This is a genomic window from Paraburkholderia acidipaludis NBRC 101816 (assembly GCF_000684975.1).
Taxonomy (GTDB): Bacteria; Pseudomonadota; Gammaproteobacteria; order Burkholderiales; family Burkholderiaceae; genus Paraburkholderia; species Paraburkholderia acidipaludis.
The window spans coordinates 81,002-106,607 of record NZ_BAXZ01000021.1 but is presented as its reverse complement, the minus strand read 5'-3'; the positions used below and the strand labels follow the sequence as shown (position 1 = coordinate 106,607).

The following is a 25,606-nucleotide window of genomic DNA, read 5'->3' as shown; positions in this document are numbered from 1 at the left end:
GGAACCGGCGCAGCATGGCGGTGGACAGCGAACTGAACATCTGTCGCGAGCGCATGGACGTGACGCAGCCGCTGCGCAGGCATCTGTGGAAGATCCATACCAAAGGAATCAGAAATGCCGCATCCGACTCGATTGAACTCGCTGCCGATGGGTGGGAAAACATCATCAGCCGGAACGCGGGAAAGCAGAAAAACGGTGAGGCTCCGCTGGCGTCGCTTGTTGGCTTCATGTGGACTGGCGCGAGCCGTTTGCGGCTGGACTGAGCGATGAAGCGAAGCACAACCATTGCAATCTACGTGGCACTTGCGCTGTGCGCCTGTTCACAAAAGGATAATCCGATGCCGACCGAAGCTGAATGGAGCGCTGTGCGCGCGAAGCTGGCCTTCACCTGTGTTCATGAAGCGGACCATCTGCCGGCACTCGACCCACAGGCCGATGCGCTTTTCCAGTACGCCCTGTTCCTTGAAAAGAAACCCGGCCCGAAAGGCTTCGATGCGGCCGCGCGCTATTACCGGATCGCTGCCGCCTATGGTCATTACAAGGCCAACCACAACCTGCAACTGCTGGTGTCCACCGGGCAGGCATCGTCTCCCTATGCGGCCACGGAAACGATTGACCTGGCCGAGCAGTTGATCGCGGCGGGTATCCCCGGCGGCTATTACGACATGGGGCACTACCTCGAACTCGGCTACGGCGTAAAACAGGATGAGCGCGCAGCGTGGATCTATTACCGCAAGGCCGCTGACCTCGGTAGCCCCGAAGGGCAATATTACGTAGGGGATCTGCTTTCGCCGAAGGATCGTGCACCGGACATTTCACGGCAGATGATGGAATGTGCGGTCAATCAGGGATATGGAAAGGCTGGCACTTACCTGGGTATTGATCTGACGGACCGCAAACTTTATACAGAAGCAGTTAAGGCATTTCAGAAGGGCGCACAGGCTGGTGATGCACAATCTGCTTTCGCTTTGCGGCATGGATTCGATAGCAAGCCTTCAGATGAAGTGTACTACCTAGGGCTAACTAATGATGCAGAGCGCTCGCGCCGGTACGGCCTGATCTGGAAGTTTCTGGACGACCATGACGGCTTGAATCCCAAGGTGCCGGATATCGACCAGATCGTGCCGCTGCCGCCTGCTGAACTGCCTGCCTGGGACGACACGTTCGAGTGGCAGAAGGAACAGGACGCCGCGAAGCCGCCGCAGAAGCCCGACGAGAAGCTGGTGGAGCGTCTTGCGCGCGCGAAGGATCTCGATCCCGCCACCGGCCTGCCACTCAAGCAGAAAAGCGTGATGGACAACCGCCTGCCACTGGGCACGGTGGCGCGCACCGACGAAGTTTGCCCCGAAACTGGCGTGTGGTGTGCGAAGGACTGGCAAGGCTATACCCCGGAAGCTACGCGATACCTCAGCAAGGGTGAAATCATGCCGCGACTCACTATCAACCACCCCCGACCGATCCGGTTGCTCGATGCGTTGCTCGGCATGCGCTCGGACCGTACCGGTGCGCCATGGAGCCTGGTGTCCTACGATGAGCGGGCGTAGTGCGGGAACCGGCGCAGCATGGCGGTGGACAGCGAACTGAACATCTGTCGCGAACGCATGGACGTGACGCAGCCGCTGCGCAGGCATCTGTGGAAGATCCATACGGGAGGCGTGAGAAACGGCGCATCGGACGTTCCTGATGATGCGGCTATCGCTTGGGAAAATATTATTGATAGGAATGCTAGCTATCAAAAAAGGAGGCTGGCTCCTATCGCTTCACTTGTCGGCTTCATGTGGACCGGCGCAAGCCGTTTGCGGCTGGACTGAACGATGAAGCAAAGCATCACCATTGCGATCTGCTTGGCGCTCGCACTTTGCGCCTGTTCGAACAAGGATAATCCGATGCCTTCTCAAGCCGACTGGAGCGCCGTGCGCGCGAAGCTGACCTTTACCTGTGTCCATGAAGCGGATCATCTTCCACCACTCGATCCACAGGCTGATGCGCTTTTCCAGTACGCCCTGTTCCTCGAAAAGAAGCCCGGTCCGAAAGACTTCGATGCCGCAGCGCGCTATTACCGGATCGCCGCCGCGTATGGTCATTACAAGGCGAATCACAACCTTCAACTGCTGGTCTCTACCGGGCAGGCGTCATCGCCTCATGCAGCCACGGAAACCATCGACCTTGCCGAGCAGCTAATCGCGGCCAGCATCCCCGGCGGCTATTACGACATGGGTCACTACCTCGAACTCGGCTACGGCGTGAAGCAGGATGAGAGAGCGGCGCGGATTTATTTCCGCAAGGCAGCGGACCTCGGTAGCCCCGAAGGCCAATATTACGTAGGCGACCTGCTTTCGCCGAAGGATCGAGCACCAGATATTTCCCGGCAGATGATGGAATGTTCGGTCGATCAGGGATATGGGAAGGCCGGCAGTTACTTGGGTATTGATCTGATGGACCGCAAACTCTATGTCGATGCAGTTAAGGCTTTCCAGAAGGGTGCGCAGGCCGGTAATGTCCAATCGGCGTCGTTCCTAAAATACGGCTTCGATACGAATCCTTCGGATGAAATGTACTACGTTGGACAGTCTAAAGATCCAGAACGCTCGCGTCGGTACGGTCTGATCTGGAAATTTCTGAACGACCACGACGGCCTCAACCCCAAGGTCCCCGACATCGACAAGATTGCGCCGCTGCCGCCCGCTGAACTACCCGCCTGGGACGGCACGTTCGAGTGGCAGAAGGAGCAGGACGCCGCGAAGCCGCCGCAAAAACCCGACGAGAAACTGGTCGCGCGTCTTGCCAAAGAAAAGAACCTCGATCCCGCTACGGGGCTTCCTCTTGCGCCCGTCAAAAGCGCACAGGCCGAACAGGTGCCACTGGGTACTGAAGCGCGCACAGGGCAGGTTTGCCCGCAGGGTGGCACGTGGTCTATTCCCCATATTGCTGGCGCCTTTCCGGAGGCAACCTGTTTTGTCCGCAAGGGCGAGGTCATGCCCCCTCTTTCCGTACTGGGGAGCAGTGGGTTCAGGATCGTGGATGCGCTGTTTGGCAGGCGACTGCATACCAAGGCGGAAACCTGGACCCTTGTGGCCTACGAGAGGTCGGTGTGATGCGGGAAGTAAGGAACATCAGGAATGCTGCCTTGCCTGTTCTGATACTTGCCCTGTTTCCACTTACCTGTCACGCCGACATGGGCAGTATAGGTGGCCCCATTCTGTTGGCTTTCTGGACTGCGTTGGCGATCTGGTCAGGACTAACCTGGATAGTGTTCCTGCTTTTTCGCCGCCTGAAAGGAATCCTCAGAATTGGCCTAACGACCTTGTTCTTTATCTCACCCGCGCTTTTGGTCGCAATCATCTGGTTTGGGTGGGACCTGTCTTGTGAGCGCACCGACCAAACTGTATTGCCACCAGTTGTGACACTACCGCCCGTGACACAGCCGTCGAGTGGCGATTTGTTTCCATGGCAGAAGGAGGAGGTCGCGAAGCCATCGCAGTAATTCTTGATTAGGTCATTTCCTGGCGTTGTAGCCCTATCATCATCGTGCCGTGGGGAACGGACTTTCCCCACGCGTGCTCACGTGCAACGCAGCATCAACACGTAAGCTGTCTGCGTATTGGTGCGACAAGTGACTTGTCGAAACGGCAGATGGTCCGTCGTTAGCTTGTAGTTCTTACAAGACAGATGTCTAATAGGTAGACCGTCCCCCACATGGGTGAACGAAGGTTTCCCCGCAGCGCAACGTGTGGGGAAACGTGGGGGAATGGATGTTTGAGGGCGCGTGGGGTGCAGGATCATTTCCCGCGCATCGCCCGAAAAGCCTTGTGCACCAAGGGTTTACCGGTGTGGGGGAAGGGTTGTCCACACGCTTTTGAACAAAAAGTGGGGATAACTACGGTGGAATGCGAAGCGTCGGCCCGCCGGCGTTCAGGCCGGACTGCCGGGCAATGTCAAATGAAAGCCAGGCAGACCTGCGTACCGCGATTCGGCGTGCGCTCTTCGCTTTCAACGAAGAGCGCAACCACCGCGCGGCTCACGGCCCCTGCTGCTGCAGCGGCGGCGTGTATTGCGCGCCTGCTCCACCGTTCTGGGGCTCGGTGTCATCCGGCGTCGGCGTCGGTGCCAGTGCCGGTTCCTGCGCAGGGAACGGCGACGGAGCGGCCGGCGTGCTCGCGGGACCAAGAATAGGCGGCAGACCGGTCTCGCGCGGCCCGGACGCCGTTGGCACCGCCGCAGAAGCCGATGCCGCCGACGCCTCCGGCGCAACCGGCACCACGGACGTCGGTGCTTCGGAAGCCGGCGCAGGCACAACACGCGGCGCAGGCGGCGGCGCGCGCTTGACCGGCGCGACAGGCGCCGCCGCCTTCGGCTTCGCCCCGAACAGCTTCTCGATCCACGCGTCGAGCTTCTCGCGGAAGGTTTCGCGGAACGTTTCAAAAGCGCCCGGCTTCACCTCGGTATCGAAGCGCGCACGCGGATCGACGATGCGCGCCCGCAGCGCCCGCTGGAAAAAGTCGCCGACGATCGGCAAGGCGCTGCGCGCGCCCTGCCCCCAGTAGTCGTCGAGCGTCACGCGGCCGTCGTCGAACCCTACCCACGCCCCCGCCACGAGCTGCGGGTCCATGAGGATGAACCAGCCGTCCGTGTTGCCCTGTGTCGTGCCGGTCTTGCCCGCCACGTCGGCGCGAATGCCGAAGCGCGTGCGGATGCTCGCCCCCGTGCCGTGGTTCACCACGTCGCGCATCACGTCGATCAGCGTGCGGTCCGCGGAGGCGGACAACGCGCGCTCGGGCGAGGCGCTCGCAAACTCGGCGAGCACGTTGCCCTTGCGGTCTTCGATGCTCGTGACCATGCGCGGCTCCAGGTACTCGCCGTCGTTGGCGATCGTGCTGTACGCCGACACCATCTCCTTGAGCGTGACCGGGCTCGTGCCGAGCGCGAGCGACGGCACCGGGTCGAGTTCGCTGTCGCGCACGCCCATCGCCTGCGCAAGGCGCACCACCTTGTCCGGCCCCACCTGCTCCATCAGTTGCGCCGTGATGCGATTGCGCGAATACGCGATCCCGTCGCGCAGCGTCATCGGTTTGCCGCTGGGCGGCACGTCGTCGTCCGGGCGCCAGATTTCGCCGCCCGCGAGCGGGATTTCGACGGGCTGGTCGACGAAGGTATCGCTCGGCTTCGCGCCCGCCGCGAACGCCGCGCCATAGACGAACGGCTTGAACGTCGAACCCGGCTGGCGCCGCGCCTGCTGGACGTGATCGTAGGGCTCGCCGGCGAAATCGCGGCTGCCCACCCAGGCCTTGATCTGGCCGTTGCGCGGGTCGATCGCGAGGAAGCCCGCCTCGACCTCCGTCTTGCTTTTGCACAGCGCGCGCACGAACGCGCGGTCGGAGGCGAGCTGCTTGAGCGCGTCCGCGTCGTCCGCGCCCGCGTCGCGCGCGCTCTTGTAGTCGGGCGTTTCGCGCATGAAGGTGCGGAAGAGGTCGTTACCCGCCGTGCAGCCCTTGCCGCCCCATGTGCCGTTCGCAATCGCCTGCAACTGGTTCGCGTGCTGCGTGAGCGCGGCCGTCGCCATCGTCTGCAGTCGCGAATCGATCGTTGTCCTTACGACCAGTCCGTCCGAGTAGATGTTGTAGTCGTTGCGGTCGGCCCACGCGATGAGCCAGCGGCGCAACTGCTGCGCGAAGTGCGGCGCGGGGCCGGGCGGCTCGGTCTGCCGTTCGAAGTCCAGGCGCAGCGGCTTCTTCGAAAGCGTCGCGTACTGCGCGGGCGTGAGCTTGCCGTACTTCACCATCTGCGCAAGCACGGTGTTGCGCCGCGCGAGCGCGCGCTCGGGGTTGATCACCGGGTTGTAATAGGCGTTGCCCTTGAGCATGCCGGTGAGCGTCGCGCTCTGCAGGATGTCGAGCTGGTCCGCCGACACGCCGAAATACGTGCGCGCCGCCATCTCGATGCCGTACGCGTTGTAGAGGAACGGCACGGTGTTCAGATAGGTTTCGAGGATCTGCGGCTTGCTGTAGACGGCCTCGATCTTGAGCGCCGTGATCGCTTCCTTGATCTTGCGCGTGAGCGTGGGCGCGCGGCCGATCTCGTCGGGATAGAGGTTGCGCGCGAGCTGCTGCGTGATGGTCGAGCCGCCCTGGCGATCGCCCGAGAACGTATGCAGCGCCGCGCCGGCCGTGCGCTTGAAGTCGATGCCGTGGTGCTCGTAGAAGCGGTGATCCTCGGTCGAGATGAGCGCATCGACCATGTGCGGCGAGATTTCGTTGAGCGGCACCCACTCGCGGTGCGAAGGCTCGAATTCGGCGAGCAGCTTGCCGTCCGCGGAGAGCACCTGCGCGGGCTCGTCCACGCGCGCCTTGCGGATATCGCCGATGCCCGGCGTGAACGGGATCAGCACCAGCACATAGAGGACGAACAGCGCGGGAACGGCGGCGATGGCGTAGAGGACGCCACGCCGCGTGGGATGCCGCAGATGATGCAGCGCCCGCGCGAAAAGCGGCTTGAGCCGGGCGCAGGCCGCCGCGGCGAAGGGCTGAAGACGCGCTGCGCCGGCCGCGAGAGCGGGCTTCAGGCGGGCGGACCATTGGGCGAACTGATCGCGGACGAACGACACGTAACGCTTCACGCAGTCAAGGGATCGGCTGGAAAAGCGTGCATCGTATCAAAATTCCCCAGGCGCTCCGGCAGGCGAAGGGCGCCCCGCGCTTCGGAGCGCCTACGCGTTCACACGATCAGCGAAAGGACGATCGCGCACCAGAGCGCGCTCGCGCCGCACAGGAAGGCGCGGCGCGCCATACGCATGCGCGACTCGTCGTCGGGCGTCGCCATGGGCGAGGTGGCGAGAAACGGCACGCTGCCGAGGCAGGCAAAGCCCGCCAGCGCGACAACCACGACGACACGCTCGCCGAAGTTCCAGGGCGACGGCTCGTGCAGCCCCCAGTAGCCGAGAAAGAGCATGCCCATCGAAAACATCGTCGCGGAAGCCGAGCTGAGGGCCACCACCGATCCCGCTGGAATCTGCATATGCGTTTCTCCTGACGAAGGCCGCGACGCTTACGCCGTCGGCCGAACCATCTGGAACATCTCGCCGATCTGCGCGTAGTCCGCGCGGTAGCCCGCGCGCATGACCGGCTGCGCGGCGTGCGTGTCGAACAGGCCGTCCTTGAGGCACTCCTCGCGAATATGCACGCCCACCACCTGGCCGAGCGCGAGCCAGTTGTCCATCGGCGTGCCGTCGAGGGTGGAAAAGCGCACCACCTGCAGCAGCCGGCATTCGAGCGCGGCCGGCGATTCGCCGACGTGCGGCACGCTCACGTTGCGGCCGGGCACCGGCGTGAGGCCCGCGAGCGCGAATTCGTCGACGTCGGCGGCAACGGGCGCCGAGGTGCGGTTCATCTGCGCGGCCAGCGGCTTCGACGTGAGATTCCAGACGAACTCGCCGGTCGCCTCGATGTTGCCGATGCTGTCCTTGCGGCCCTCGCTGCAGAAACCGATGATGGGCGGGAATGTCGCGAACGCGCCGAAAAAGCTGTAGGGCGCGAGGTTCAGGCAGCCGTCGGCGGAGCGGCTCGAGATCCAGCCGATCAGACGCGGCGCGACGATCGCCTTGAACGGATCGTGCGGGAGGCCGTGGCCGACAGCGGGGTCGTAGAAGTAGGTGTTCGGCATGGGGCTTGGCGGTGCTGAGTGGCAGATTGAAGACCGCGGCCCTGAACGGCTCGCGGCGGGTGCGCATGGGTTAGCACTATGACACGCGGGGAGCCAGTCAGGTGGCGGGACGCCGGGGCAAGCTTGTCCACAGATTTGGTTGATAGGGGTGTGGATAAGCTGCGCACACCCGGCCCAACCCTTTGACCCGCCACGCTTTTCCGCCGTGCTGCCCGATTTGTGCAGCGCCCGCCCGCAAACTATCCACGCAACGTCAGCCGCCCGCGATCAGCTTGCGCCGCGCCGCCTTCACGCGTGCGAAGTGCTCGTCGTCCCAGTCGTAGAACCCCGCGCGGCTGCGCACGCCCACGCGCCCCGCCTCCACCTGCTCGCGCAGCAGATCGATCACGCCTTCGTCCTTGGCGAGTTCGGGCATCAGATGCGACGAGATATCGACGAAGGTATCGAGGCCGCCCATGTCGGCGCTCTCGAACGGCCCGACGATCCCCCAGCGCCGCCCGAGCGACGCCTTCATCACGCGGTCCACGACGTCGGGCGTCGCCGCGCCCGAACGCACGATGTTCAGCGCCTCGCGCAGCACCGCGAACTGCAGCCGGTTGCCGACGAAGCCCGGGATCGCCTTGGCCAGCACGACCGGCTCCATGCCGATCGCGCTCATCAGCGCGGCGGTGCGCGCCGTGACCTCGGGTGCCGTCGCCCGCCCCGGCACGACCTCGACGAGCGGAATCATATGCGGCGGGTTCCAGAAGTGCGCAATCACGAAGCGCTCGGGCGCGGGCAGCGGCGCGGCGAGCGCGTCGGGCTCGAAGCCGCTGGTGTTGCTCGCGAGGATCGCGTCCGGCGACAGCACGGCGCTCAATTGCGCGTAGAGCCGGTGCTTGAGTTCGAGCACTTCCGGCACGGCCTCGAACACGAACGGCACACCTGCCATCACGTCCAGGCGCCCGGTCGTCTCGATGCGCGCCAGCGCGGCGGCCTTGGCGGCCGCATCGATGCGGCCGGCGTCGATCAGTTCGTCCAGCGCGGCCCCGGCTTTCGCCGCAACGTCCGCGAGGCGCGCAGGGTCGACGTCGTACACGAGAGTCCGAAGCCCGTGCAGCGCGCACTGCGTCGCGATCCCGACGCCCATCAACCCCGTGCCGACCACGCCCGCCACTGTCACCTTGCCGCTCATACCCGTCGCTCCCTGTCGCTCGATTCCGAAACGGCAAGGATAGCGCCTGCTCCGGGTGCGCGCCGGCATGCTCGCGGGGAGCCAAATGCAACAAGGCCGGGTCCAGACGGAACCCGGCCTTGTGTGGCGAAACAGATTCAAAGCAGATTCAATGCGGCGAGGCTGGCGGCCGACGCCGCCTCGATCCGCTCGTGCTGCCGGCCGGAGCGAGGGCTTCAGCCCTTATTCCGACCCACGCAGGTTTAGTCGCGCGGCATGCCGAAAGGCATATAGCGCGCGAGGCGGATGCGTTCGGCTTCGCGGTGGCGCGCTTCGTACGAATAATCCGAATCCAGCGGCAGATAGGGCGAGGCGAAGAGGTCGCTCACCTTTTGGACCAGTGCGAAGATAAAGCTCATGGCGGCTCCCGGTTAGTTGGACGATCAGGGTTTTCCCTAGGACAAGAGCATTATAGGGTTTTCCCTAGTCCGTAGCTAGTGCATCGCAGCAAAAAAGCTGCGACACCCCGTCGCATAAGGGCTATGCCTTATTGGTGCGTTGCACCAATGCAACACACCAGCGGCAGTTATCGGGAGTCCAACCGGAATTCAGTGACTGGCCGGATGAGCGCGGCGAGCATGCGTGGCGGCATGCTGGGTGTGGCGGGGGCTTGCCGGGCGAGCCACGCTGCTCGCGGCGGCCGGTTCCGACGCGGGCGCGGCAGGCGGCGCCGCAAGACGCGCCAGCGCGCCCGCCAGCGCCGTCTGCTGGTCCTGCATCGTCTGCGCGAGGCGTTGCTGCTGGGCGCTCGCATCGGAGGCCAGATGCGCGAGCACGACGGTCTGGGCAATGCCCGCCGCTACCGTCACCAGCACCGCGCCGATCACCCCCGCGAGCATCCCTTTCATCCGGCGCGACAGATCGGCCGTCGCGCGGCGTTGGTCGGCAATCACGCCGTGTAGGGCGGCCACCGTGTCGGCCAGAGCCATCACACGGGCGCGGTCGGCGTCGGGCTGGGCAGGCGCAGGGCTGTCGCCGGGCGATTCGCTGGCGGCCACCGGCGCTACCGCGGCCTCGACGGCCTTTGCCTCGCCCTCTCCCTCGCCTTCCGGGCGGTTCTGCGGCACCGCTACCCTTTTTGCCCGCGCGGCCCGACGCGGTGCCGCCGCGGCAACCGGTGGCGCTTGAACCGCCGCGTCCGCCATGCCGTCTTGCACGGACGCGGACGCGGGCTCCGCCTCGGCCTTCGCCGCCTCCGGCGGCTCGACCGCGCTCAACGCGCTCTGGCGAGCGTCGATCCCCGGCGCCTGCGTCAGCGCAGGGTTCGGGTCGTCGTGGAAAAGATCGAGGGTGTTCTCGTCGCGCGGCGCCGCGCGTGCGGCGCCGAGGAATGCGGTGTCTGCGTTGTCAGCGATATCTGCCATGAGGATCGAGGCGTCCTGCGTCGCGCGGGCTGGTCCGGCCACGGCGCGACGTCTTCGTATGAAGGATTCGAGGCTGCATTGTCGCATGGGCGCGCGCGCCGACCGGGCCGAACTCAGGCCAGATTCGGGTCCAGTTCGGCCCAACCGCGCAACCGCCTCGGCCTCAAGCCTGCGTGTCGTCCTCGCGAAATTCCTTCACGCCCGGCAGCCGGCGCAGCGCCGCGCAGATGGCCTCGTACTCCATCGAAGAAACCCGGGCCAGCGTGATCATCACCTCGTCGAGCTCGGCCGAGTCGTCGCTCTGCTGCATGACGAACTGCTTCACGCGCGGGCTCGAGGTGCCGAGGGCATCGTGCAGCGAGTGGAACGTGAGCTTGCCGCGCTCGACGAGCAGTGTCAGTTGCCGGCGCTGCCGGAAGGTGATGAAGCGGCGCTCCAGCGGCTTGATGCCGGCCAGGATGATCAGAATGATGACGGTCGCCGCAATGGCCCCCGTGTAGAGGCCGCCGCCCACGGCAAGGCCGATGGCCGCGACCGACCACAGGCTCGCGGCGGTGGTGAGGCCGCGCACGATCTCGCCGCGCAGCAGGATCGAGCCGGCGCCGAGAAAGCCGATGCCCGAAACGACCTGCGCGGCCATCCGCGAGGGATCGAGCACGACGTGATCGGACTTGAGGGCGTCGGCGAAACCGAATGCCGAAACGATCATGATGAGCGCCGAGCCCACGCTGACCAGCATGTGCGTGCGCAGCCCCGCGGCCCACGAGAGCCGTTCGCGCTCGAAGCCGATCACGCTGCCGAGGGCGGCGGCCAGAACGAGCCGCGAGATGAGTTCCGCATTACTGAGCATGGTTGTCACCCTCCTTATTGGTATGGACGGTCAGGGGCGGATATCGCCCTGTTTGTCTATATATCGCGCCGGCGCGCGAACGTCGGCCCTCGCCGCGCCCCCGCCACTCGGCGTAAAATCGCCGACGATCTTTTACTGCGGGCCACGGCGCCCGGCCACGCCCGACCATGAACGCACCCACCGGCGCAGCAGGACTGCGCGACCACTTCGACCGCATTGTCCTGCCGCTGTGGCGCGGCCCGGGCTTCAACGCCGCGCTGCGCCTGCCTTATGAGGCAGTAGACGCCGGTGGCGCCGCGCCGCTGCCGGTCACGCGCTACCGCGCGATGGCCTGCGCCCGCCAGCTGTTCGTGTTCTCCCAGGCCGACGACGCGGCGCACGCCCATGCGCTGTTCGAATCGCTGCGACACTATTTTCAGGACAGCGCGCGCGGCGGTTGGTTCTATAGCGTCGATGCGCAGGGCGCGCCGCTCGACACCACCAAGGACCTCTACACGCACGCCTTCGTGGTATTCGCCTGCTCGGTCTACGGCGCGCGCTTCGGCGTAAAAGCGGCGCTGGAACTGGCACAGAGCACGTCCGCGCTGATCGTCGACCGTTTCGCCGCCGGCGAAGGGCTCCTGAACGCGGCGCTCGACGCCACTTTCTCGACCGTGACGGGCACGCCCATACAGAATCCGCTGATGCATCTGACCGAAGCGTGGCTCGCCGCGCGCGAGGCGACCGGCGACACCGCCTTCGATACGGCGATCACGCGGCTCGTCGAGGCGGTGGCGCGCACCTTCGTGCACGCGCCGACGGGCTGCATCGCCGAGCTGCCCTTGGGCTCAGCCGGCAATCGGCTGGAGCCCGGACATCAGTTCGAATGGTTCTGGCTGGCCTCCTGTGCCGCGGGACGGCTGGGCGCGTCGGGGCTCGACGAGGCGCTCGCGCGCGCGTTCCCGTTCGCCGTGCAGCACGGCGTGGACCCGGCGAGCGGCGCCGTGGCGGCGGCGCTCGACGAGAGCGGGCGGGTGATCGACCCGGCGCAGCGGATCTGGGCGCAGACGGAGTATCTGCGCGCGATGGCTACGATCGCGACGCACGGCGACGCCGCCGTGGGCGCGACGCTGCCGGCGCAGATCGAGCGTTTCGCGGCGCGCTTTCTCACGCCGCAGGGGTGGGTGGAGTGCCGCGACGCGACGGGTGACGTGGCGCGCGCCGACATGCCGTCGACAACGCCCTATCACCTGCTCACGGCCTACCTCGCGCTGCCGCGCTAAACGCGGCGGCAACGCAGGCCCGGATCAGCTCAGCAACAACTGCGCTTCGGGCTCGGTGCGCAGCGCGCCGGCCGTTGCCAGCACGCGCCCGTCCGAGAGGACGGCCGGCGAGATCTCGAAGGCCGCCACCGCATTGGCCAGCTGCTGCGTCTGCTCGTGCAGCGAAGCGGCGGCCGCAGCGGCCTCCTCCACGAGCGCGGCGTTCTGCTGCGTCATCTGATCCATCTGCGAGACGGCCTGGTTGACCTGCTCGATGCCGGCGCTCTGTTCGAGCGACGAGGCGCTGATGCCCGTCATCATCTGCGTGGCGCGCGAGATCGACGTGGACACCTGCTCCATCGCTTCGCCCGCGCGCGCGACCAGTTCCGAGCCGCCGCGAATCTGCGCCACCGACTCGCTGATGAGCGTCTTGATCTCCTTGGCCGACTGCGCGCTGCGCTGCGCGAGCCCGCGCACTTCGCCCGCCACCACGGCGAAGCCGCGGCCCTGCTCGCCCGCGCGCGCCGCCTCGACGGCCGCGTTCAGCGCGAGAATATTGGTCTGAAAGGCAATGCCGTCGATCACGCCGATGATCTCGGCGATCTTGTCCGAGCTCGCGGCAATGCCCTGCATGCGCTCGACCACCTCGGTCACCACCGACGTGCCGCGCGCCGTGGCGTCCAGCGCCGCGTCGGCCAGCACGCTCGCCTCGCGGGCGTTGTCGGCCGTGTTGCGCACCGTGCCGGTCAGCTCTTCCATGCTCGCAGCCGTCTCTTCGAGCGAGGCGGCCTGCGACTCCGTGCGCGCCGAGAGGTCGGCATTGCCGGTCGCGATCTCGTTCGCGCCCACGTGAATCGAGCCGGCCGCTTCGCGCACCGTGTGCACCGTGCGCGCGAGGCTCGCCTGCATCATCGCGAGGCCGCGGAAGAGCCGGCCGATCTCGTTGTCGCCGCGCGCAACCACGCGCTCGTCCAGACGCCCGCGCGCAATGCGCTCGAAATGGCGCCCCGCCTCTTCGAGCGGCGCGACCACGCCGCGCCGCAGCCCGGCATGCACGCCCACCACGAGCGCGATCAGGCCGACGAGGATCGCAAGGCCGACCGACTTGAAGAGCGCCATGCGCGTATCGATCGAATCGAGCGAATCGCGGCTCGCCGCCGCGCTGTATTGCGCGAAGCTGTGCAGTTCGGCGATGTAGGCGTCCTGGTAAGACTGCGTGGGCTGGTCGAGGAACGCCTGGATATTGTTGCCGTCGAGGTCCTGGGCCAGCTCGCCCAGCGCCTTGTGAAACACCTGGTAGCGCTGCGTGAGCGTATCGATGTGCGCGCGGTCCTCCTCGTCCACGGGCGGCACGTTCGCGAGCGCGGCGAAGGTCCGGTCGGCGGCGGCGAGCTGCTCGCGCGCGTGGCCGACGATGTCGGCGGGTTCGGTGCCGCCGCGCACCATGCGCGTGCCCGCGCGCGAGAGATTGATGCGCGCGTCCATCAACTGCTGGGTGATTTCGTTGGCCGCGTTGGTCTGGCGCAGGGCCACGCGGGAGAGCTTGTCCACGTCGTCGTGGGTGCGCGTGAGCGCCCAGAAACCGAGTCCTGCCGTCACGAGCTGCAGCACGCAGAAGGCAACGAGCACACATAACAGGCCTGAAGCGACCTTGATCTTGCTGAACATCTTGAACACCTGGGGTCGGGTGGCTGAGGGAAAAAACTGGCGCGCAGCATGTGGTCGCTCACGCCCAATCTGCGTTTACGGCCGCGCAAACGTTGTTTTGAGCCCAAAACCGCGAAAAAACTGCCCCAGAATGCAAATCGCATGAACTCAGAAACAATTCCGACGGCATTGCGCGCATTTTCCGCAACAATTCAGGGCACCGTGGCACCGATTGACCTTGCGCCGCAGCGAGGCACTTCCTAGAGTGGTTAAGAAACCATGCGGGCCTGGACCCGGGGAATCCGACGATGACTGATCTGGTGGATCGCGCGCGCGGAGCGCTTCACGCGCAGCCGTTCAGCGTGCTGCTCGGCACGGAACTGATGCATGTGGGCGAGGACGAGCTGACGCTGCGGCTGACGGTTCGGGACGAACTGCGGCAGCAGCATGGCTTCGTGCACGGCGGCGTGATCAGCTACCTCGCCGACAACGCGCTGACTTTCGCGGGGGCGCTGGCGCTCGGCCCGCGCGTCGTGACCGGCGAATACAAGATCAACTATCTGCGGCCCGCGCTCAACGGTACGCTCGTGGCCCGCGCGAAGGTCGTGCATGCGGGGCGGCAGCAGGCAACCTGCCAGTGCAGCGTGTTCGTGATGGATAACGGCGACGAGCGCCTCGTGGCGCTCGCGCAGGGAACGGTGAGCCGGCTCCCGGAGCGCCCGGGGCGCAGCGAGCCGGAGTCAACCGACTGAGCCGGCCGAGGGACGAGGGGGCACGGCCTGCGCAGCCGCTTACTCGGCGGCGCGCGTCTTCTGCATCTGCTCGCCGAGGCCCTGGATGCCAAGGCGCACCGTCTGCCCCGGCTTCAGGAACACCGGCGAGGGCTTGATGCCCATGCCGACGCCCGGCGGCGTGCCGGTGGAGATCACGTCGCCCGGCTGCAGGCTCATGCATTGCGACAGATACGACACGAGCTTCGCGACCGGGAAGATCATCGTGCGCGTGTTGCCGTTCTGGTAGCGATGGCCGTCCACTTCGAGCCACAGGTCGAGATTCTGCGGATCGGGCACCTCGTCGCGCGTGACGAGCCAGGGGCCCGTCGGGCCGAAGGTGTCGAAGCCCTTGCCCTTGTCCCACTGGCCGGCGCGCTCGATCTGCCATTCGCGTTCGGAAACGTCGTTGACGACGCAATAGCCCGCCACGTAATCGAGCGCGTGGGCTTCGTCCACGTACTTCGCGTGCTTGCCGATCACGACGCCCAGTTCCACTTCCCAGTCGGTCTTCTTCGAGCCGCGCGGAATGTCGATGTCGTCGTTCGGGCCAACGATGGCGCTCGTCCACTTGTTGAACACCACGGGCTCGGGCGGCACGGGCATGCCGGATTCGGCGGCGTGATCGGCATAATTCAGGCCGATGCACACCATCTTGCCGATATGGCCCACACAGGGCCCGAGGCGCGGATTGCCCTCGACGATCGGCAGCGTTTCCGGGTCGATCGAGCGCAGTTGCGCCAGACCCGCGTCGGAGAGCACGTCGCCGGCAATGTCGGCCACCGCGCCCGAAAGCGAACGGATGCGGCCTTCCGCGTCGAGCAGGCCCGGTTTTTCATGGCCTTTCGGCCCATAGCGAAGCAGTTTCATCGTCTGTCTTTCCTCTGGAACATGGCTGCGGTTCGATCGCGGCGCGGTGCGCTCAGTTCGCCCAGCCGCCGTCGATCACGTGCGCCTGGCCGGTCGTGAACGACGACTCGTCCGAGGCGAGATAGAGCGCCAGCGCGGCAATCTCCTCCGGCTTGCCGACGCGGCCCATCGGCTGGCGCGCGACGAAGGCCGCGCGCGCCGCATCGACGCTCGTGCCCTGCGCGCCCGCCTGCATCGCAATGCGCTCTTCGAGCGAAGGCGAGGCCACGGTGCCGGGGCAGATCGCGTTGCAGCGAATGCCGCGCGTCACGAAGTCGGCGGCGACCGACTTCGTCAACCCTATCACAGCCGCCTTCGACGCGCCGTAAGCACAGCGGTTGGGCACGCCTTTCACGCTGGACGCCGCCGACGACATGTTGATGATCGAGCCGCGCCCCGCTTCGAGCATCGCGGGCAGGAACGCGCGGATCATGCGGTACATCGCCTTCACGTTCAGGTCGAACGCGAAGTCCCAGTCCTCTTCGCTCGCTTCGAGGACGGAGCCCGCATGCACGAAGCCCGCGCAGTTGAACAGCACGTCGATGGCGCCCAGTTCGCCCACGAGCGCGGCGATGGCCTTCGGGTCGAGCACGTCCAGGCGCCGCGCCTCGACGGGCAGCCCCGCGAGCGCCTCGGGGCGAATGTCGGTTGCGATCACGCGCGCACCTTCGCGCGCAAAGAGTTCGGCGGTGGCAAGGCCTATGCCCTGCCCCGCCGCCGTAATCAAGGCCGTCTTGCCGGCCAGTCGTTGTGCCATCAGCTGCTCCGGTTGGAATCGCGGCCGGGCGCTGCGCGCCTCGCCGCATTCAGGGGATGAAGAATCTTGCTTCGCGTCGCGGTTCTCACAGGCGATAGAACGCCGCCGCGTTCGTGCCGAACACTGCCGCGCGCTCCGCTTCGCTCAAGCTGCGCAGCAGACGTTGCGCGCATGCGTGCCAGCGCGCGTAGTCGCCGTTCAGGTTCAACACGGGCCAGTCGCTGCCCCACATGAGACGTTGCGCGCCGAAAGCGCTCAACAGATGGGCGACGTAAGGTTCGAGCGTCGCGTCGTCCCAGCCCGGCACCGCTTCGGTGGCGAGCCCCGAGACCTTGCAGTGCACCTGCGGAAAGCGCGCGAGCCGCGCAACGGCATCGGCCCAGGCGGACCATCCCGCGGCGCCGTCACGGATCGGCGGCTTCGCGCCGTGGTCGATCACCACGCGCAGCGCCGGATGGCGCGCGAGGAAGGTTTCGAGCGCGGGTGCGTGACGCGTGAAGATCAGCGCGTCGAAGGCAACGTCGTGGGCGATCAGCGCGTCGACGGCGCGCGACGTATCGGCCGTGGCGATCCACTCGTCGTCGGGCAGGTCTTGCAGCATCGGGCGCACGGCGCGGAATTTCGGCTCGCGCGCAAGCTCGGCGATCAAGGCCGGCGCCTGCGGGTCGTCGAGCGGCACCCAGCCCACCACGCCCGCAATCGATGCGTCGTCGCGCGCCAGCGCAAGCAGGTAGCGCGTTTCGTCCACGGTCGGCGCGGCCTGCACGACAACCGTGCGCGTCACGCCGCAGCGCACGCGCAGCGGCGCGAGATCGGCCGGACCGAACTTGCGGTAGAGCGCGGACAGATCGGGCGTCAGCCAGCCGTAATCGCCGCGCGCGGGGTCCCAGTAGTGCTGGTGGGCGTCGATCTGTGCGGTCGTCGTTGTCATGTCGTCAGGCGGGCAGCGGCGCGCGCGGATCGATGAGGCCTTCATCGCGCAGCGCGGTCCACAAGCCGGCAGGAATGGGCACTTCGAACGACGCCGCGTTTTCGCGCACTTCTGCCGGGTTGCGCGCGCCGTTGAGCACCGTCGCGATAGCGGGATGCGCATACGGAAACTGCAACGCGGCGGCGGCGAGCGGCACGTTGAAGCCGCGGCACACGGCCTCGAGCCGCGCCACGCGTTCGACCACCTCGGGCGGCGCGTCGCCGTAGTTGAACTTGCGGTCCCCGGAAAGCCCGTGCGCAAGGATGCCCGAATTGAACGCGCCGCCCAGCAGGAGACTCACGCCGCGTTCGAGACACGCCGGCAGCAGGTCGTCCAGCGGCGCCTGTTCGAGCAGCGTGTAGCGGCCCGCCAGCAGCGCACAGTCGATGTCGAATTCGCGCATCGCCTCCAGGATCACTTCGCGCTCGTTCACGCCGAAGCCCAGCGCCTTCACCATGCCGGCCGAGCGCAGTTCGTCGAGCGCGCGAAAGCCTCCGCCCTCGGTCAGTTGCCGCCAGTAGTGCGCATTCCGGTCGCCGTGCGTGAACCGGCCGATGTCGTGCACGAGCAGGATGTCGATCTCGACGATGCCGAGCCGCTGCTGGCTGTCCTCGAACGAACGCAGTATCCCGTCGCGCGTGTAGTCGTAGATGGCTTCGAAGGGCAGCGGATCCTGCCAGCCCTCGCTCCCGTCGTAAGGATGCGTGCGCGGCACGAAGTGGCGGCCCACCTTCGTCGAGAGCACGAACTCGCCGCGCGGACGGCGCCGCAGCGCCGCGCCGAGCCGATGCTCGGCCTTGGTGTGCCCGTAGTGCGGCGCCGTATCGAAGAAGCGCAGGCCGGCGTCCCATGCAGCGTCGACGGTGTCCTGCGCCTCTTCCTCGGTCAGATCGCGGTAAAGACCGCCGAGCGGCGCCGTGCCGAGGCTCAGCGCGCTCACCTCCAGTGCCGTGCGGCCGATGCGCCGCCTGCCTGTCACCTGTGGATGCCGTTCCTGTGCCATGCCTCGTGCCTCCCGAAAAAGCAGTCTTCAAAGATTACGCCGCGCGCAGCGCGCGTCAATGCCCCGCGATCCCGACCGCGGGCAAACGCGCGCCCGCAGGCAGGCACGCCGGCCCGACGGGCTCGAAGGTTTTGTAAGTCAGGATGAACTCCTGATGCCCGAGCGCCTCGGATTTCGAGGGCACGCCCGCCGCGACGGCGATCGTCGCGTTGAACACCTCGCGGCCCACTTCGTCCAGCGTCGCGCGGCCTTCGAGAATCCGCCCCGCGTCGACATCCATGTCGCCCGCCAGATTGCGATACGTCAGCGGATTCGCGCACACCTTGACGACGGGCGCCAGCGCCGAGCCGACCACGGAGCCGCGCCCCGTCGTGAAGAGAATCACGTGCGCGCCGCAGGCAATGAGCTCCGCAATCTCGGCGTTGTCGCTGATGTTGGGAAAGCCGAAGCGCGGCTCGCCGTCGGGCACCACGTCGAGCAGATAGAGACCGCCCGTGGGCGGCACGTCGCCGGGCTTGACGATGCCCACAATAGGCGAGGCGCCGCTCTTGGCATAAGCGCCCAGCGACTTCTCTTCCTGGGTGGTGAGCCCGCCGTCCGCGTTGCCTACCGCGAACGAGCCGTGCCCGAGAATCGAGTAATAGCGCGCGGCTTTCGCCACGCAGGCGACAATGGCCTCGCCGAGCTCGGGCCGCGCCGCGCGGTTCTTCATGTGGTACTCGCAGCCCACGAGCTCGCCGGTTTCCTCGAAGATGCAGCTCGCGCCCGCCTCGATCAGCCGGTCGAACGCGCGGCCCACGGCCGGATTCGCCGTGATGCCGCTCGTGCCGTCCGAGCCGCCGCAGATCGTGCCGACCACCAGTTCGTCGACGCCCATCGGCACCTTCTGCTGCGCACCCAGCGTCCGGCGCGCCTCGCGCACCCAGTCCATGCCGTACTGGATCGTGCTGCGCGTGCCGCCCTTCTCCTGGATCGTCAGGACTTCTACGGGCCTGCCGCTTGCCCACACCTGCTCGACGAGATAATGCTTGTTCATGCTCTCGCAGCCCAGCGAGACGAACAGCACGGCCCCCACGTTCGGATGCGTGGTGAGCCGCTCCATCATCTTCTCGGCATAGGTGTTCGGGTAGCAGCCCGGAAAGCCGATCAGATGCACGGGGGAATCGTCCGGCATGGCGCCGTCGTCGAACGCGTCGAGCGGCTCGCGGAACTGCGCGACGATCTCGCGCGCGACGTGGTGCGCGCATTCGACGAGATAAGCCACCGCGACGACGTTGCGTATGCCCTTGCGGCCGTCGCTGCGCAGCCAGCCTTCGAGAGGCGGGGTGATGCGGGGGTCGTTCATGACGGATATCCTGCCTGCGAAAAGCGTTTAAGCATCAGTGATGCACGTACGCGTGCCCAGCGTCGTGCGTGTAGGTCGGCAGATAGTCGCTTTCGAGGTTGTGCGTATGCAGATGCTCGCCGCGCGCCACCGGCCCGGTCACGTGGCCGATGAGCGCGCCGTAGCGCAGCACTTTCTCGTCCTTCGCGAGCGCGCGCCGCGCGACCTTGTGACCAAGCTCGATCGTCTGCGCGAACGTCACGCGCTCGCCTTCGATCTCGACGACCGTGCCCGCTTCCAGCCGCGCCGCCGCGATCAGGCAGTTGTCCTCGGGCGCGAGCAGGATCAGGCGAAAGTCGGTTTGGGGGGTGCCGCTCTTCACGTGGGTTCTCCGCGATTGCCGTTTTTCCGGTCCGTTCAGTTCTGCGCTTCGCCGCCCGCCAGCCGCGCCACCATCAGCGAGCCGAGAATGATCGCGCCGTAGATCGCCTGGACCCAGAACGAAGGCACCTGGGCCAGCGTGAGCAGGTTCTGCACCACGCCCAGCAGCAGCACGCCCAGCAGCGCGCCGAACATGGTGCCCTTGCCGCCGTCGAGCGAGATGCCGCCGATCACGGCCGCCGCGAACACGGTGAAGATCATGCCGTTGCCCTGGTTCGCGTTGATCGCGCCCACGTAGCCCGTGACGATCAGGCCGCCCAATGCCGCGAGAATGCTGCCCAGCACGAATACGCCCCACGTAATGCGCTCGACGCGAATGCCCGCGGCACGCGCCGCGTCGGGATTGCCGCCGATCGCATAGAGCGCGCGGCCCACGCGGTGATAGCGCAACATGAACGCGGCAATGGCGAACGCCACGGCGGCGAGCCACACCGAAAGCGGCAGGCCCAGCACGATGGTCGTGGCGAGCGCGAAGAACGAAGGCGGCATGTCGAAGAGCGTGCCGCCCTTGGTCGCGCCCACAAGCATGCCGCGCAGCACGATCAGCATGGCGAGCGTGACGATGAACGCGTTCAGCCGCAGGCGCACCACGAGAAAGCCGTTGATGAAGCCGATCAGCGCCCCGACGGCGAGAATCGCGACGAGCCCCACGAACGCGGGCCATTCCAGGCCGAAGCCCGCCGACGCAGCCGGCATCACGAGCATGGCCCCGACCGCGGGCGCGATGCCCACGGTGGATTCGAGCGAGAGGTCGAACTTGCCGGTCAGCACGATGAGCGATTCGGCAAGCACGAGGAGCGCGAGCGCGGCCGAAGCGCCGAGCACGCTGATGAGATTGGCCTTCGTGAGAAAGCTCGGGCTCACGAAGCCGCCGATCACGATCAGCAGCAGCAGCGCGGGAAGCAAGGCGAAGTCGCGCAGGCGCGCGAGTTCGATGCGCGGCCGCGCGCGCTGGCCCGTTGAAACTGGGCCGGGATCGCCCGCGGCGAGCGCGGACGTCGAAACACTAGGCTTCATGGAGACTGACTCCTTCGATTGATGCAATCATTTCGTGGTCCTGCCAGCCCGCCGGGAACTCCGCCACGATCTCGCCTCGAAACATCACGAGCACCCGGTCGCAAGTGCGCAGATCGTCGAGTTCGCTCGACACCACCAGCACGGCCTTACCGCCTTGCTCGCCCTCTTCGCCTCCGCGCACGCGATCGACGACCGAAAGCAGCGCCTCCTTCGACTTCACGTCCACGCCGGCGGTGGGGTCGATCAGCACGAGCACGTCCGGATTGCTCGCCAGCGCGCGGGCCATCACGACCTTCTGCTGATTGCCGCCCGAGAGCCCGGCAACGACATGCTCCGGCCCTTGCGCCACGATGCCGAGCGCCTCGATCATGCGCTGCCCCATGGCGCGCTTCTTCGCGGGCGGCGCGATGCCGAAGCGGCCAAGCAGGCCCGCGATGGTCATCGTGGCGTTCTCCGCAATGGACTGCGTGAGCACGAGCCCTTCGTGGTGCCGGTCTTTCGGCACGCAGGCGACGCCCTGCGCGAGCGCGGCGGGCACGTCGCCGGGTTCGAGGGCCACGCCCTTCACGCGAATCTCGCCCGAGCGCTGCGCGTTCAGGCCGGCAATCGCTTCGCCCACACTCGTGCGCCCGCTGCTCGTCGCGCCCGTGAGGCCGACCACCTCGCCGCGCTTCACCGAGAACGACACGTTGCGGTAGTCGTGTCCGGCGATATCGCGCACGTCGAGCACGACCTGCGCCTCGGCGGGCAGCGGCGCGCGTGCAGCGGCATCGGCAACGTTCAGGCCGCCGCGCTCGCCGGTCATCGCCTCGATCAGGCGTTCGCGCGGCAGCTCCGCCACCGGCGCGCTGACGATATGGCGCGCGTCGCGCAACACCGTCACGGCCTGGCAGATCTCGTACACCTCCTGCAGATGGTGCGAGATAAAGAGGAACGTCACCCCCTCGCGCTGCAACTCGTCGATGCGGCGAAAAAGTCGTTTGATCTCCTCACCGTCGAGCTGCGCGGTGGGCTCGTCGAGAATGATGAAGCGCGCGCCGTACGAAAGCGCCCGCGCGATTTCCACGAGCTGCCGCGCTTCCACCGTGAGGTCGCCCGCCCGCGCATCCTCGCGCACGTCGATGCGCCAATGGTCGAGCAGCGCGCGCGCGTCGCGTCGCATGGCCTGCCAGTCGATCACGCCGCGCCGTCCGGGCTGGCGATTGATGAACAGGTTCTCGGCCACGCTCAGGTCGCGGATGATCGTGGAATGCTGATAGACGCACGCCACGCGCTCGCGCCAGGCATCGCGGTCGGCGAGCGGCGGCGCGGTCTCGCCATTGAAGCGCACCGTGCCCTCGTCGGGCTTGCGCAGCCCCGTGAGGATCGAAACGAGCGTGGACTTGCCGGCGCCGTTGCGGCCCACCAGCGCGTGCGACTCGCCCGGCATGACGCGCAGGCTCACGCCCGCGAGCGCCGCCGTGGAGCCGTAGCGCTTCGTCACGCCTTCCGCCTCCACGACGGGTAGCAGTCCTTCGATCCGGCCGCTCGTTCGATCGCTCATCTGGGCCCTCACTTGACGGTATTGCCCCACAGGTTCTTGTCGTCCACGTTCTGCTTCGTCACGAGCGGCGCGGGCAGTTCGTCTTCCAGGATCCCGGTGGAAAGCTGGACGATCGTGCTGTCGTGGTCGGTCTTGCCGGGCTTGAACGTCTTGCCCTCCAGCGCGGCCTTGATGTAGTACAGGCCGTACTTCGCGTAGAGGTCCGCCGGCTGCGAAATGGTGGCGTCGATCTCGCCCTTGCGGATTGCTTCGTATTCCTGCGGAATGCCGTCGTTGGAGACGATCACGATGTGCTTCGGATCGCCCGCCGGAAAGAGCATCTGCTTGCGGCGCAGCGTTTGCAGCGTCGGCGAGAGATACACGCCGCCGGCCTGCATGTAGATCGCCTTCACGTCGGGGTTCGCCGTGAGCAGGCTATCCAGCGCGCTTGCCGCCACGTCGCCCTTCCAGCCCGCCGGAATCTCCAGCAGCGAGAGATTCGGATACTGCTTCAGGCACGCGCGAAACGCCTCGGACCGGTCGCGGCCGTTCACCGAAGCGAGGTCGCCCATGATCTGCACGACCTTGCCGGACTTCACGTGCTGACCGATGTACTCGCACGCCTTCGAGCCATAGGCGCGATTGTCGGCGCGCACCACCATCGCGACCTTGCCCTGCGTGGGCGCCACGTCCACGGCCACCACCTTGACGTCTTTCTGCGCGGCGTTGTCGAGCGCGCGGCTGATCGCCGCCGAGTCGATCGGACCGACCACGATGCCCTTCGCGCCCAGATTCACCATGTTGTTCATGTCGGTGATCTGCTGCGCGGGATCGTTGTTCGAATTGACGGGCGCGAGGATGTCGATGCCCATCTCTTTCGCGTAGGTCGAGAGGTAATTGTCGTACGACTGCCAGAAGGGCGAGGTCAAGAGCGGCAGGCCAAGGCCGACCTTGCCCAGGTCGGCGGCCTGGGCCGCCCCGGCGGCCGCGAGCGCGGCCGTGCAGGCCGCGGCGCAGAGCGCCTTCGCGGCGGCACGCGCCAGCTTGCCGGCCTGGCGGGATTCGGTGGAACGGCGGGCCGTCGCGGGCCCGGATGCGAACGCCATGTCTGTCTCCTTTGTCGATCGCGGCTCGCGCTTCAGCGCATATGGCGATCCCATTGTTAACCCTGCATGTTGGCCGCTCCGCACTCGGTTGGAGTGACCGGACTGCCAGCGCTTCTTCACTTGCGACTGCCCTTTCCTTCCAGTACGACCCTGATGTATCGTCATTCATCAGTGAACGTATTATTCATATACGGATTATCATAGGTCAAGACATGTACGACGCAGCAAGGGTCGGTGCTTTCCCTGGGGCCCCTGCCGTCCGGTGCATGGCGCCTCGGATAATCGGGTGACGACAAGAGAGGACGTCGATGGACATCCAGCAGAAAGACCACAAAGCCCGCAAAGACCGCGGGCCGGACGACCGGGAAGAAAAAGACGAGAAGGACGACGTGGACCGCTACCGCGCGCCCGCGCTGGACAAGGGGCTCGACATCCTCGAGCTGCTCGCGGAACAGCGCGGCGGCCTCACGCGCGCGGAGATCACGAAGGCGCTGGGGCGCAACGCGAGCGAGATCTACCGGATGCTGGAGCGGCTCGTGGCGCGCCAGTACGTGATCCGCTCCGAAGCGGGCGACCGCTACGCGCTGAGCCTGAAGCTCTTTGCGCTCGCGCACCGCCATCCGCCCACGGAGCGGCTGATCGTTCAGGCGCTGCCGCTCATGCAGCGCTTCGCCACCGACGCCGAGCAGTCGTGTCACCTCGCGATGTACGACCGCGGCAACCTGCTCGTGATCGCCCAGGTGGACGGGCCCGGCACATGGGGCATCGCGGTGCGGCTCGGCTCGCGCGTGGGGCTCGTGGACACGAGTTCGGGCCGCTCGATCCTCGCCTGGCAAACGCCGGAGCAGCGCGCGCACATGCTTGCGGAGCACACGAAGGTGAAAGGCGAGGTGACGATCGACCACGCGGCGCTCGAAACGGCTTGCGCCCAGATTCGCGAGGCCGGCTTTTCGCGCACGGACAGCCAGCAGATCTTCGGCGTGACCGACGTGACGTTTCCGGTGCTCGGGCCGGCGGGCCAGGCTATTGCGGCGCTCACCTGCCCGTACCTCAAGCGCATCGACGAATATGTGGCGCCTTCGCTGGAAGCAGCGACGCAGATGCTGCGGGCAACGGTGCAGGAGCTTTCGATGTTTCGGGAAGAGGAAGGCTGAGGCTCGGGCGGCCGCGCCAACTGGAACGCGCGCATCCAAACCGGTTAGAATGGCGGCCCCGCAAAATACGGCATACCGCGTACTCCACACCTCATGGCGAAACTTCTGACCGATCACGAATTCCAGCGTTTTTCCGAGCTTCAGCAGAAGCAGGCCAGCTTCACGATCACGAGCGACGAAGCCGACGAGCTGCGCGACATCGTCGCGCGCGCGCAGAAGAAGCGCGACGACCGCGCGGACGCGATGAAGACCGTCGAAACCGCGATCGAGCAGTTCGAGATCACGCCTGACGAACTGTTCTCGCCGGAGCAGATCGCCGAAGCCGCACGCAATTACGGCCTGATTCCGGCCACGAAGAAGGAGCGCGTACTGCCGCCTTCGCTGACGTTCAACGGCAAGACGCACCAGTGGACGCGCGCGCTGCCGGAAGAAATCCGCGCACCGCTCTTCGAAGCGTTCCAGGGCGGCCAGTCGGTCAAGACCTTCATCGCCACGCCGAAGGACGCCGCGCGCTGCGCCGCGACCATTGCGCGCCTCGAAAAGGAAACCGGCGCCAGCTACGCCGAGGCCTGGCTCGAAGAACTCTCGCTCACGCGCGGCCAGGTGGACGACGCGCTCGCGAAGATCGCGGCCTGATTCCAGCCACGCTTAACCTGCCGCGG

25 protein-coding genes are annotated in these 25,606 nt (G+C 66.5%); 8 read left to right on the top strand and 17 right to left on the bottom strand.

The annotated features are described in order from the left end of the window. Window positions 1–14 precede the first annotated feature (14 nt). From BAC01S_RS22390 to BAC01S_RS22375, 4 genes are read left to right on the top strand one after another with little or no spacing between them, the layout of a single operon-like run. Window positions 15–263, top strand: a complete 249-nt coding sequence (locus tag BAC01S_RS22390; RefSeq protein WP_027796766.1) for a hypothetical protein — start codon at window positions 15–17, stop codon at window positions 261–263. 3 nt (window positions 264–266) lie between these two features. Beyond that, a complete protein-coding gene (locus BAC01S_RS22385; RefSeq protein WP_245616651.1) occupies window positions 267–1,544 on the top strand; it encodes an SEL1-like repeat protein in 1,278 nt (425 codons plus the stop codon). Window positions 1,545–1,562: 18 nt separating this feature from the next. Further along, window positions 1,563–1,811 carry a hypothetical protein gene (locus tag BAC01S_RS22380; RefSeq protein ID WP_027796764.1) on the top strand — a complete coding sequence of 83 codons (249 nt, stop codon included), beginning with the start codon at window positions 1,563–1,565 and terminating at the stop codon, window positions 1,809–1,811. 3 nt (window positions 1,812–1,814) lie between these two features. After that, window positions 1,815–3,095 carry an SEL1-like repeat protein gene (locus tag BAC01S_RS22375; RefSeq protein ID WP_027796763.1) on the top strand — a complete coding sequence of 427 codons (1,281 nt, stop codon included), beginning with the start codon at window positions 1,815–1,817 and terminating at the stop codon, window positions 3,093–3,095. Window positions 3,096–4,018: 923 nt separating this feature from the next. Here BAC01S_RS22375 and BAC01S_RS32245 read toward each other — a convergent pair. From BAC01S_RS32245 to BAC01S_RS22330, 7 genes are all read right to left on the bottom strand, one after another. Beyond that, the gene (locus BAC01S_RS32245; RefSeq protein ID WP_156954507.1) at window positions 4,019–6,559 is read right to left on the bottom strand and encodes a penicillin-binding protein 1A; all 2,541 of its coding nucleotides are present in this window, start codon (window positions 6,557–6,559) and stop codon (window positions 4,019–4,021) included. A 152-nt stretch (window positions 6,560–6,711) separates the two neighbouring features. Further along, window positions 6,712–7,011, bottom strand: a complete 300-nt coding sequence (locus BAC01S_RS22355; RefSeq protein ID WP_027796761.1) for a hypothetical protein — start codon at window positions 7,009–7,011, stop codon at window positions 6,712–6,714. Between the two features lie 30 nt (window positions 7,012–7,041). Continuing rightward, window positions 7,042–7,656, bottom strand: a complete 615-nt coding sequence (locus BAC01S_RS22350) for a flavin reductase family protein (RefSeq protein WP_027796760.1) — start codon at window positions 7,654–7,656, stop codon at window positions 7,042–7,044. A gap of 253 nt (window positions 7,657–7,909) precedes the next feature. Then, a complete protein-coding gene (locus tag BAC01S_RS22345) occupies window positions 7,910–8,830 on the bottom strand; it encodes a 3-hydroxyacyl-CoA dehydrogenase family protein (RefSeq protein WP_027796759.1) in 921 nt (306 codons plus the stop codon). 242 nt (window positions 8,831–9,072) lie between these two features. Further along, window positions 9,073–9,228 (bottom strand): hypothetical protein, encoded by a 156-nt coding sequence (locus BAC01S_RS35175; RefSeq protein ID WP_169740147.1) that lies wholly within the window; start codon window positions 9,226–9,228, stop codon window positions 9,073–9,075. A 189-nt stretch (window positions 9,229–9,417) separates the two neighbouring features. Then, window positions 9,418–10,233, bottom strand: a complete 816-nt coding sequence (locus BAC01S_RS22335; protein ID WP_027796758.1) for a hypothetical protein — start codon at window positions 10,231–10,233, stop codon at window positions 9,418–9,420. A gap of 163 nt (window positions 10,234–10,396) precedes the next feature. Further along, window positions 10,397–11,083, bottom strand: a complete 687-nt coding sequence (locus tag BAC01S_RS22330; RefSeq protein ID WP_027796757.1) for an MgtC/SapB family protein — start codon at window positions 11,081–11,083, stop codon at window positions 10,397–10,399. A gap of 167 nt (window positions 11,084–11,250) precedes the next feature. On the opposite strand from BAC01S_RS22330, the gene BAC01S_RS22325 reads away from it, so the two are divergent. After that, window positions 11,251–12,345, top strand: coding sequence for an AGE family epimerase/isomerase (locus BAC01S_RS22325; RefSeq protein WP_027796756.1), 1,095 nt, complete (start codon window positions 11,251–11,253; stop codon window positions 12,343–12,345). 24 nt (window positions 12,346–12,369) lie between these two features. On the opposite strand, the gene BAC01S_RS32240 is transcribed toward BAC01S_RS22325, so the two are convergent. Next, window positions 12,370–13,992 (bottom strand): methyl-accepting chemotaxis protein, encoded by a 1,623-nt coding sequence (locus BAC01S_RS32240; RefSeq protein ID WP_043203293.1) that lies wholly within the window; start codon window positions 13,990–13,992, stop codon window positions 12,370–12,372. Between the two features lie 287 nt (window positions 13,993–14,279). On the opposite strand from BAC01S_RS32240, the gene BAC01S_RS22315 reads away from it, so the two are divergent. After that, complete coding sequence (locus BAC01S_RS22315) at window positions 14,280–14,723, top strand: PaaI family thioesterase (protein ID WP_027796755.1); 444 nt, start codon at window positions 14,280–14,282, stop codon at window positions 14,721–14,723. A 39-nt stretch (window positions 14,724–14,762) separates the two neighbouring features. Here the strand turns inward: BAC01S_RS22315 and BAC01S_RS22310 are convergent, their stop codons facing one another. The 9 genes from BAC01S_RS22310 to BAC01S_RS22270 all read right to left on the bottom strand — a co-directional run bounded on the left by BAC01S_RS22310 (window position 14,763) and on the right by BAC01S_RS22270 (window position 23,790). Beyond that, window positions 14,763–15,611, bottom strand: coding sequence for an ureidoglycolate lyase (locus BAC01S_RS22310; RefSeq protein ID WP_027796754.1), 849 nt, complete (start codon window positions 15,609–15,611; stop codon window positions 14,763–14,765). Window positions 15,612–15,663: 52 nt separating this feature from the next. Further along, window positions 15,664–16,407: an SDR family oxidoreductase gene (locus tag BAC01S_RS22305; protein ID WP_027796753.1), complete on the bottom strand. Its 744-nt coding sequence runs from the start codon at window positions 16,405–16,407 to the stop codon at window positions 15,664–15,666. Between the two features lie 85 nt (window positions 16,408–16,492). Continuing rightward, window positions 16,493–17,338, bottom strand: coding sequence for an amidohydrolase family protein (locus tag BAC01S_RS22300; RefSeq protein ID WP_027796752.1), 846 nt, complete (start codon window positions 17,336–17,338; stop codon window positions 16,493–16,495). A 4-nt stretch (window positions 17,339–17,342) separates the two neighbouring features. Further along, a complete protein-coding gene (locus BAC01S_RS22295; protein WP_027796751.1) occupies window positions 17,343–18,380 on the bottom strand; it encodes an aldo/keto reductase in 1,038 nt (345 codons plus the stop codon). 55 nt (window positions 18,381–18,435) lie between these two features. Continuing rightward, complete coding sequence (locus BAC01S_RS22290; protein WP_174442456.1) at window positions 18,436–19,725, bottom strand: UxaA family hydrolase; 1,290 nt, start codon at window positions 19,723–19,725, stop codon at window positions 18,436–18,438. 34 nt (window positions 19,726–19,759) lie between these two features. Next, on the bottom strand, window positions 19,760–20,086 hold the full coding sequence (locus BAC01S_RS22285) for a UxaA family hydrolase (RefSeq protein ID WP_027796749.1): 327 nt from the start codon (window positions 20,084–20,086) through the stop codon (window positions 19,760–19,762). A 35-nt stretch (window positions 20,087–20,121) separates the two neighbouring features. Continuing rightward, complete coding sequence (locus tag BAC01S_RS22280) at window positions 20,122–21,162, bottom strand: ABC transporter permease (protein ID WP_027796748.1); 1,041 nt, start codon at window positions 21,160–21,162, stop codon at window positions 20,122–20,124. Further along, complete coding sequence (locus BAC01S_RS22275; RefSeq protein ID WP_043203250.1) at window positions 21,152–22,705, bottom strand: sugar ABC transporter ATP-binding protein; 1,554 nt, start codon at window positions 22,703–22,705, stop codon at window positions 21,152–21,154. Before BAC01S_RS22275 ends, BAC01S_RS22280 begins: the two co-directional genes overlap by 11 nt. A gap of 8 nt (window positions 22,706–22,713) precedes the next feature. After that, window positions 22,714–23,790: a sugar ABC transporter substrate-binding protein gene (locus BAC01S_RS22270; protein WP_027796746.1), complete on the bottom strand. Its 1,077-nt coding sequence runs from the start codon at window positions 23,788–23,790 to the stop codon at window positions 22,714–22,716. A 308-nt stretch (window positions 23,791–24,098) separates the two neighbouring features. On the opposite strand from BAC01S_RS22270, the gene BAC01S_RS22265 reads away from it, so the two are divergent. Both BAC01S_RS22265 and BAC01S_RS22260 read left to right on the top strand, forming a co-directional pair. Continuing rightward, complete coding sequence (locus BAC01S_RS22265; RefSeq protein WP_043203246.1) at window positions 24,099–24,944, top strand: IclR family transcriptional regulator; 846 nt, start codon at window positions 24,099–24,101, stop codon at window positions 24,942–24,944. Window positions 24,945–25,037: 93 nt separating this feature from the next. Further along, window positions 25,038–25,580, top strand: coding sequence for a hypothetical protein (locus BAC01S_RS22260; RefSeq protein ID WP_027796744.1), 543 nt, complete (start codon window positions 25,038–25,040; stop codon window positions 25,578–25,580). Window positions 25,581–25,606: the final 26 nt, after the last annotated feature.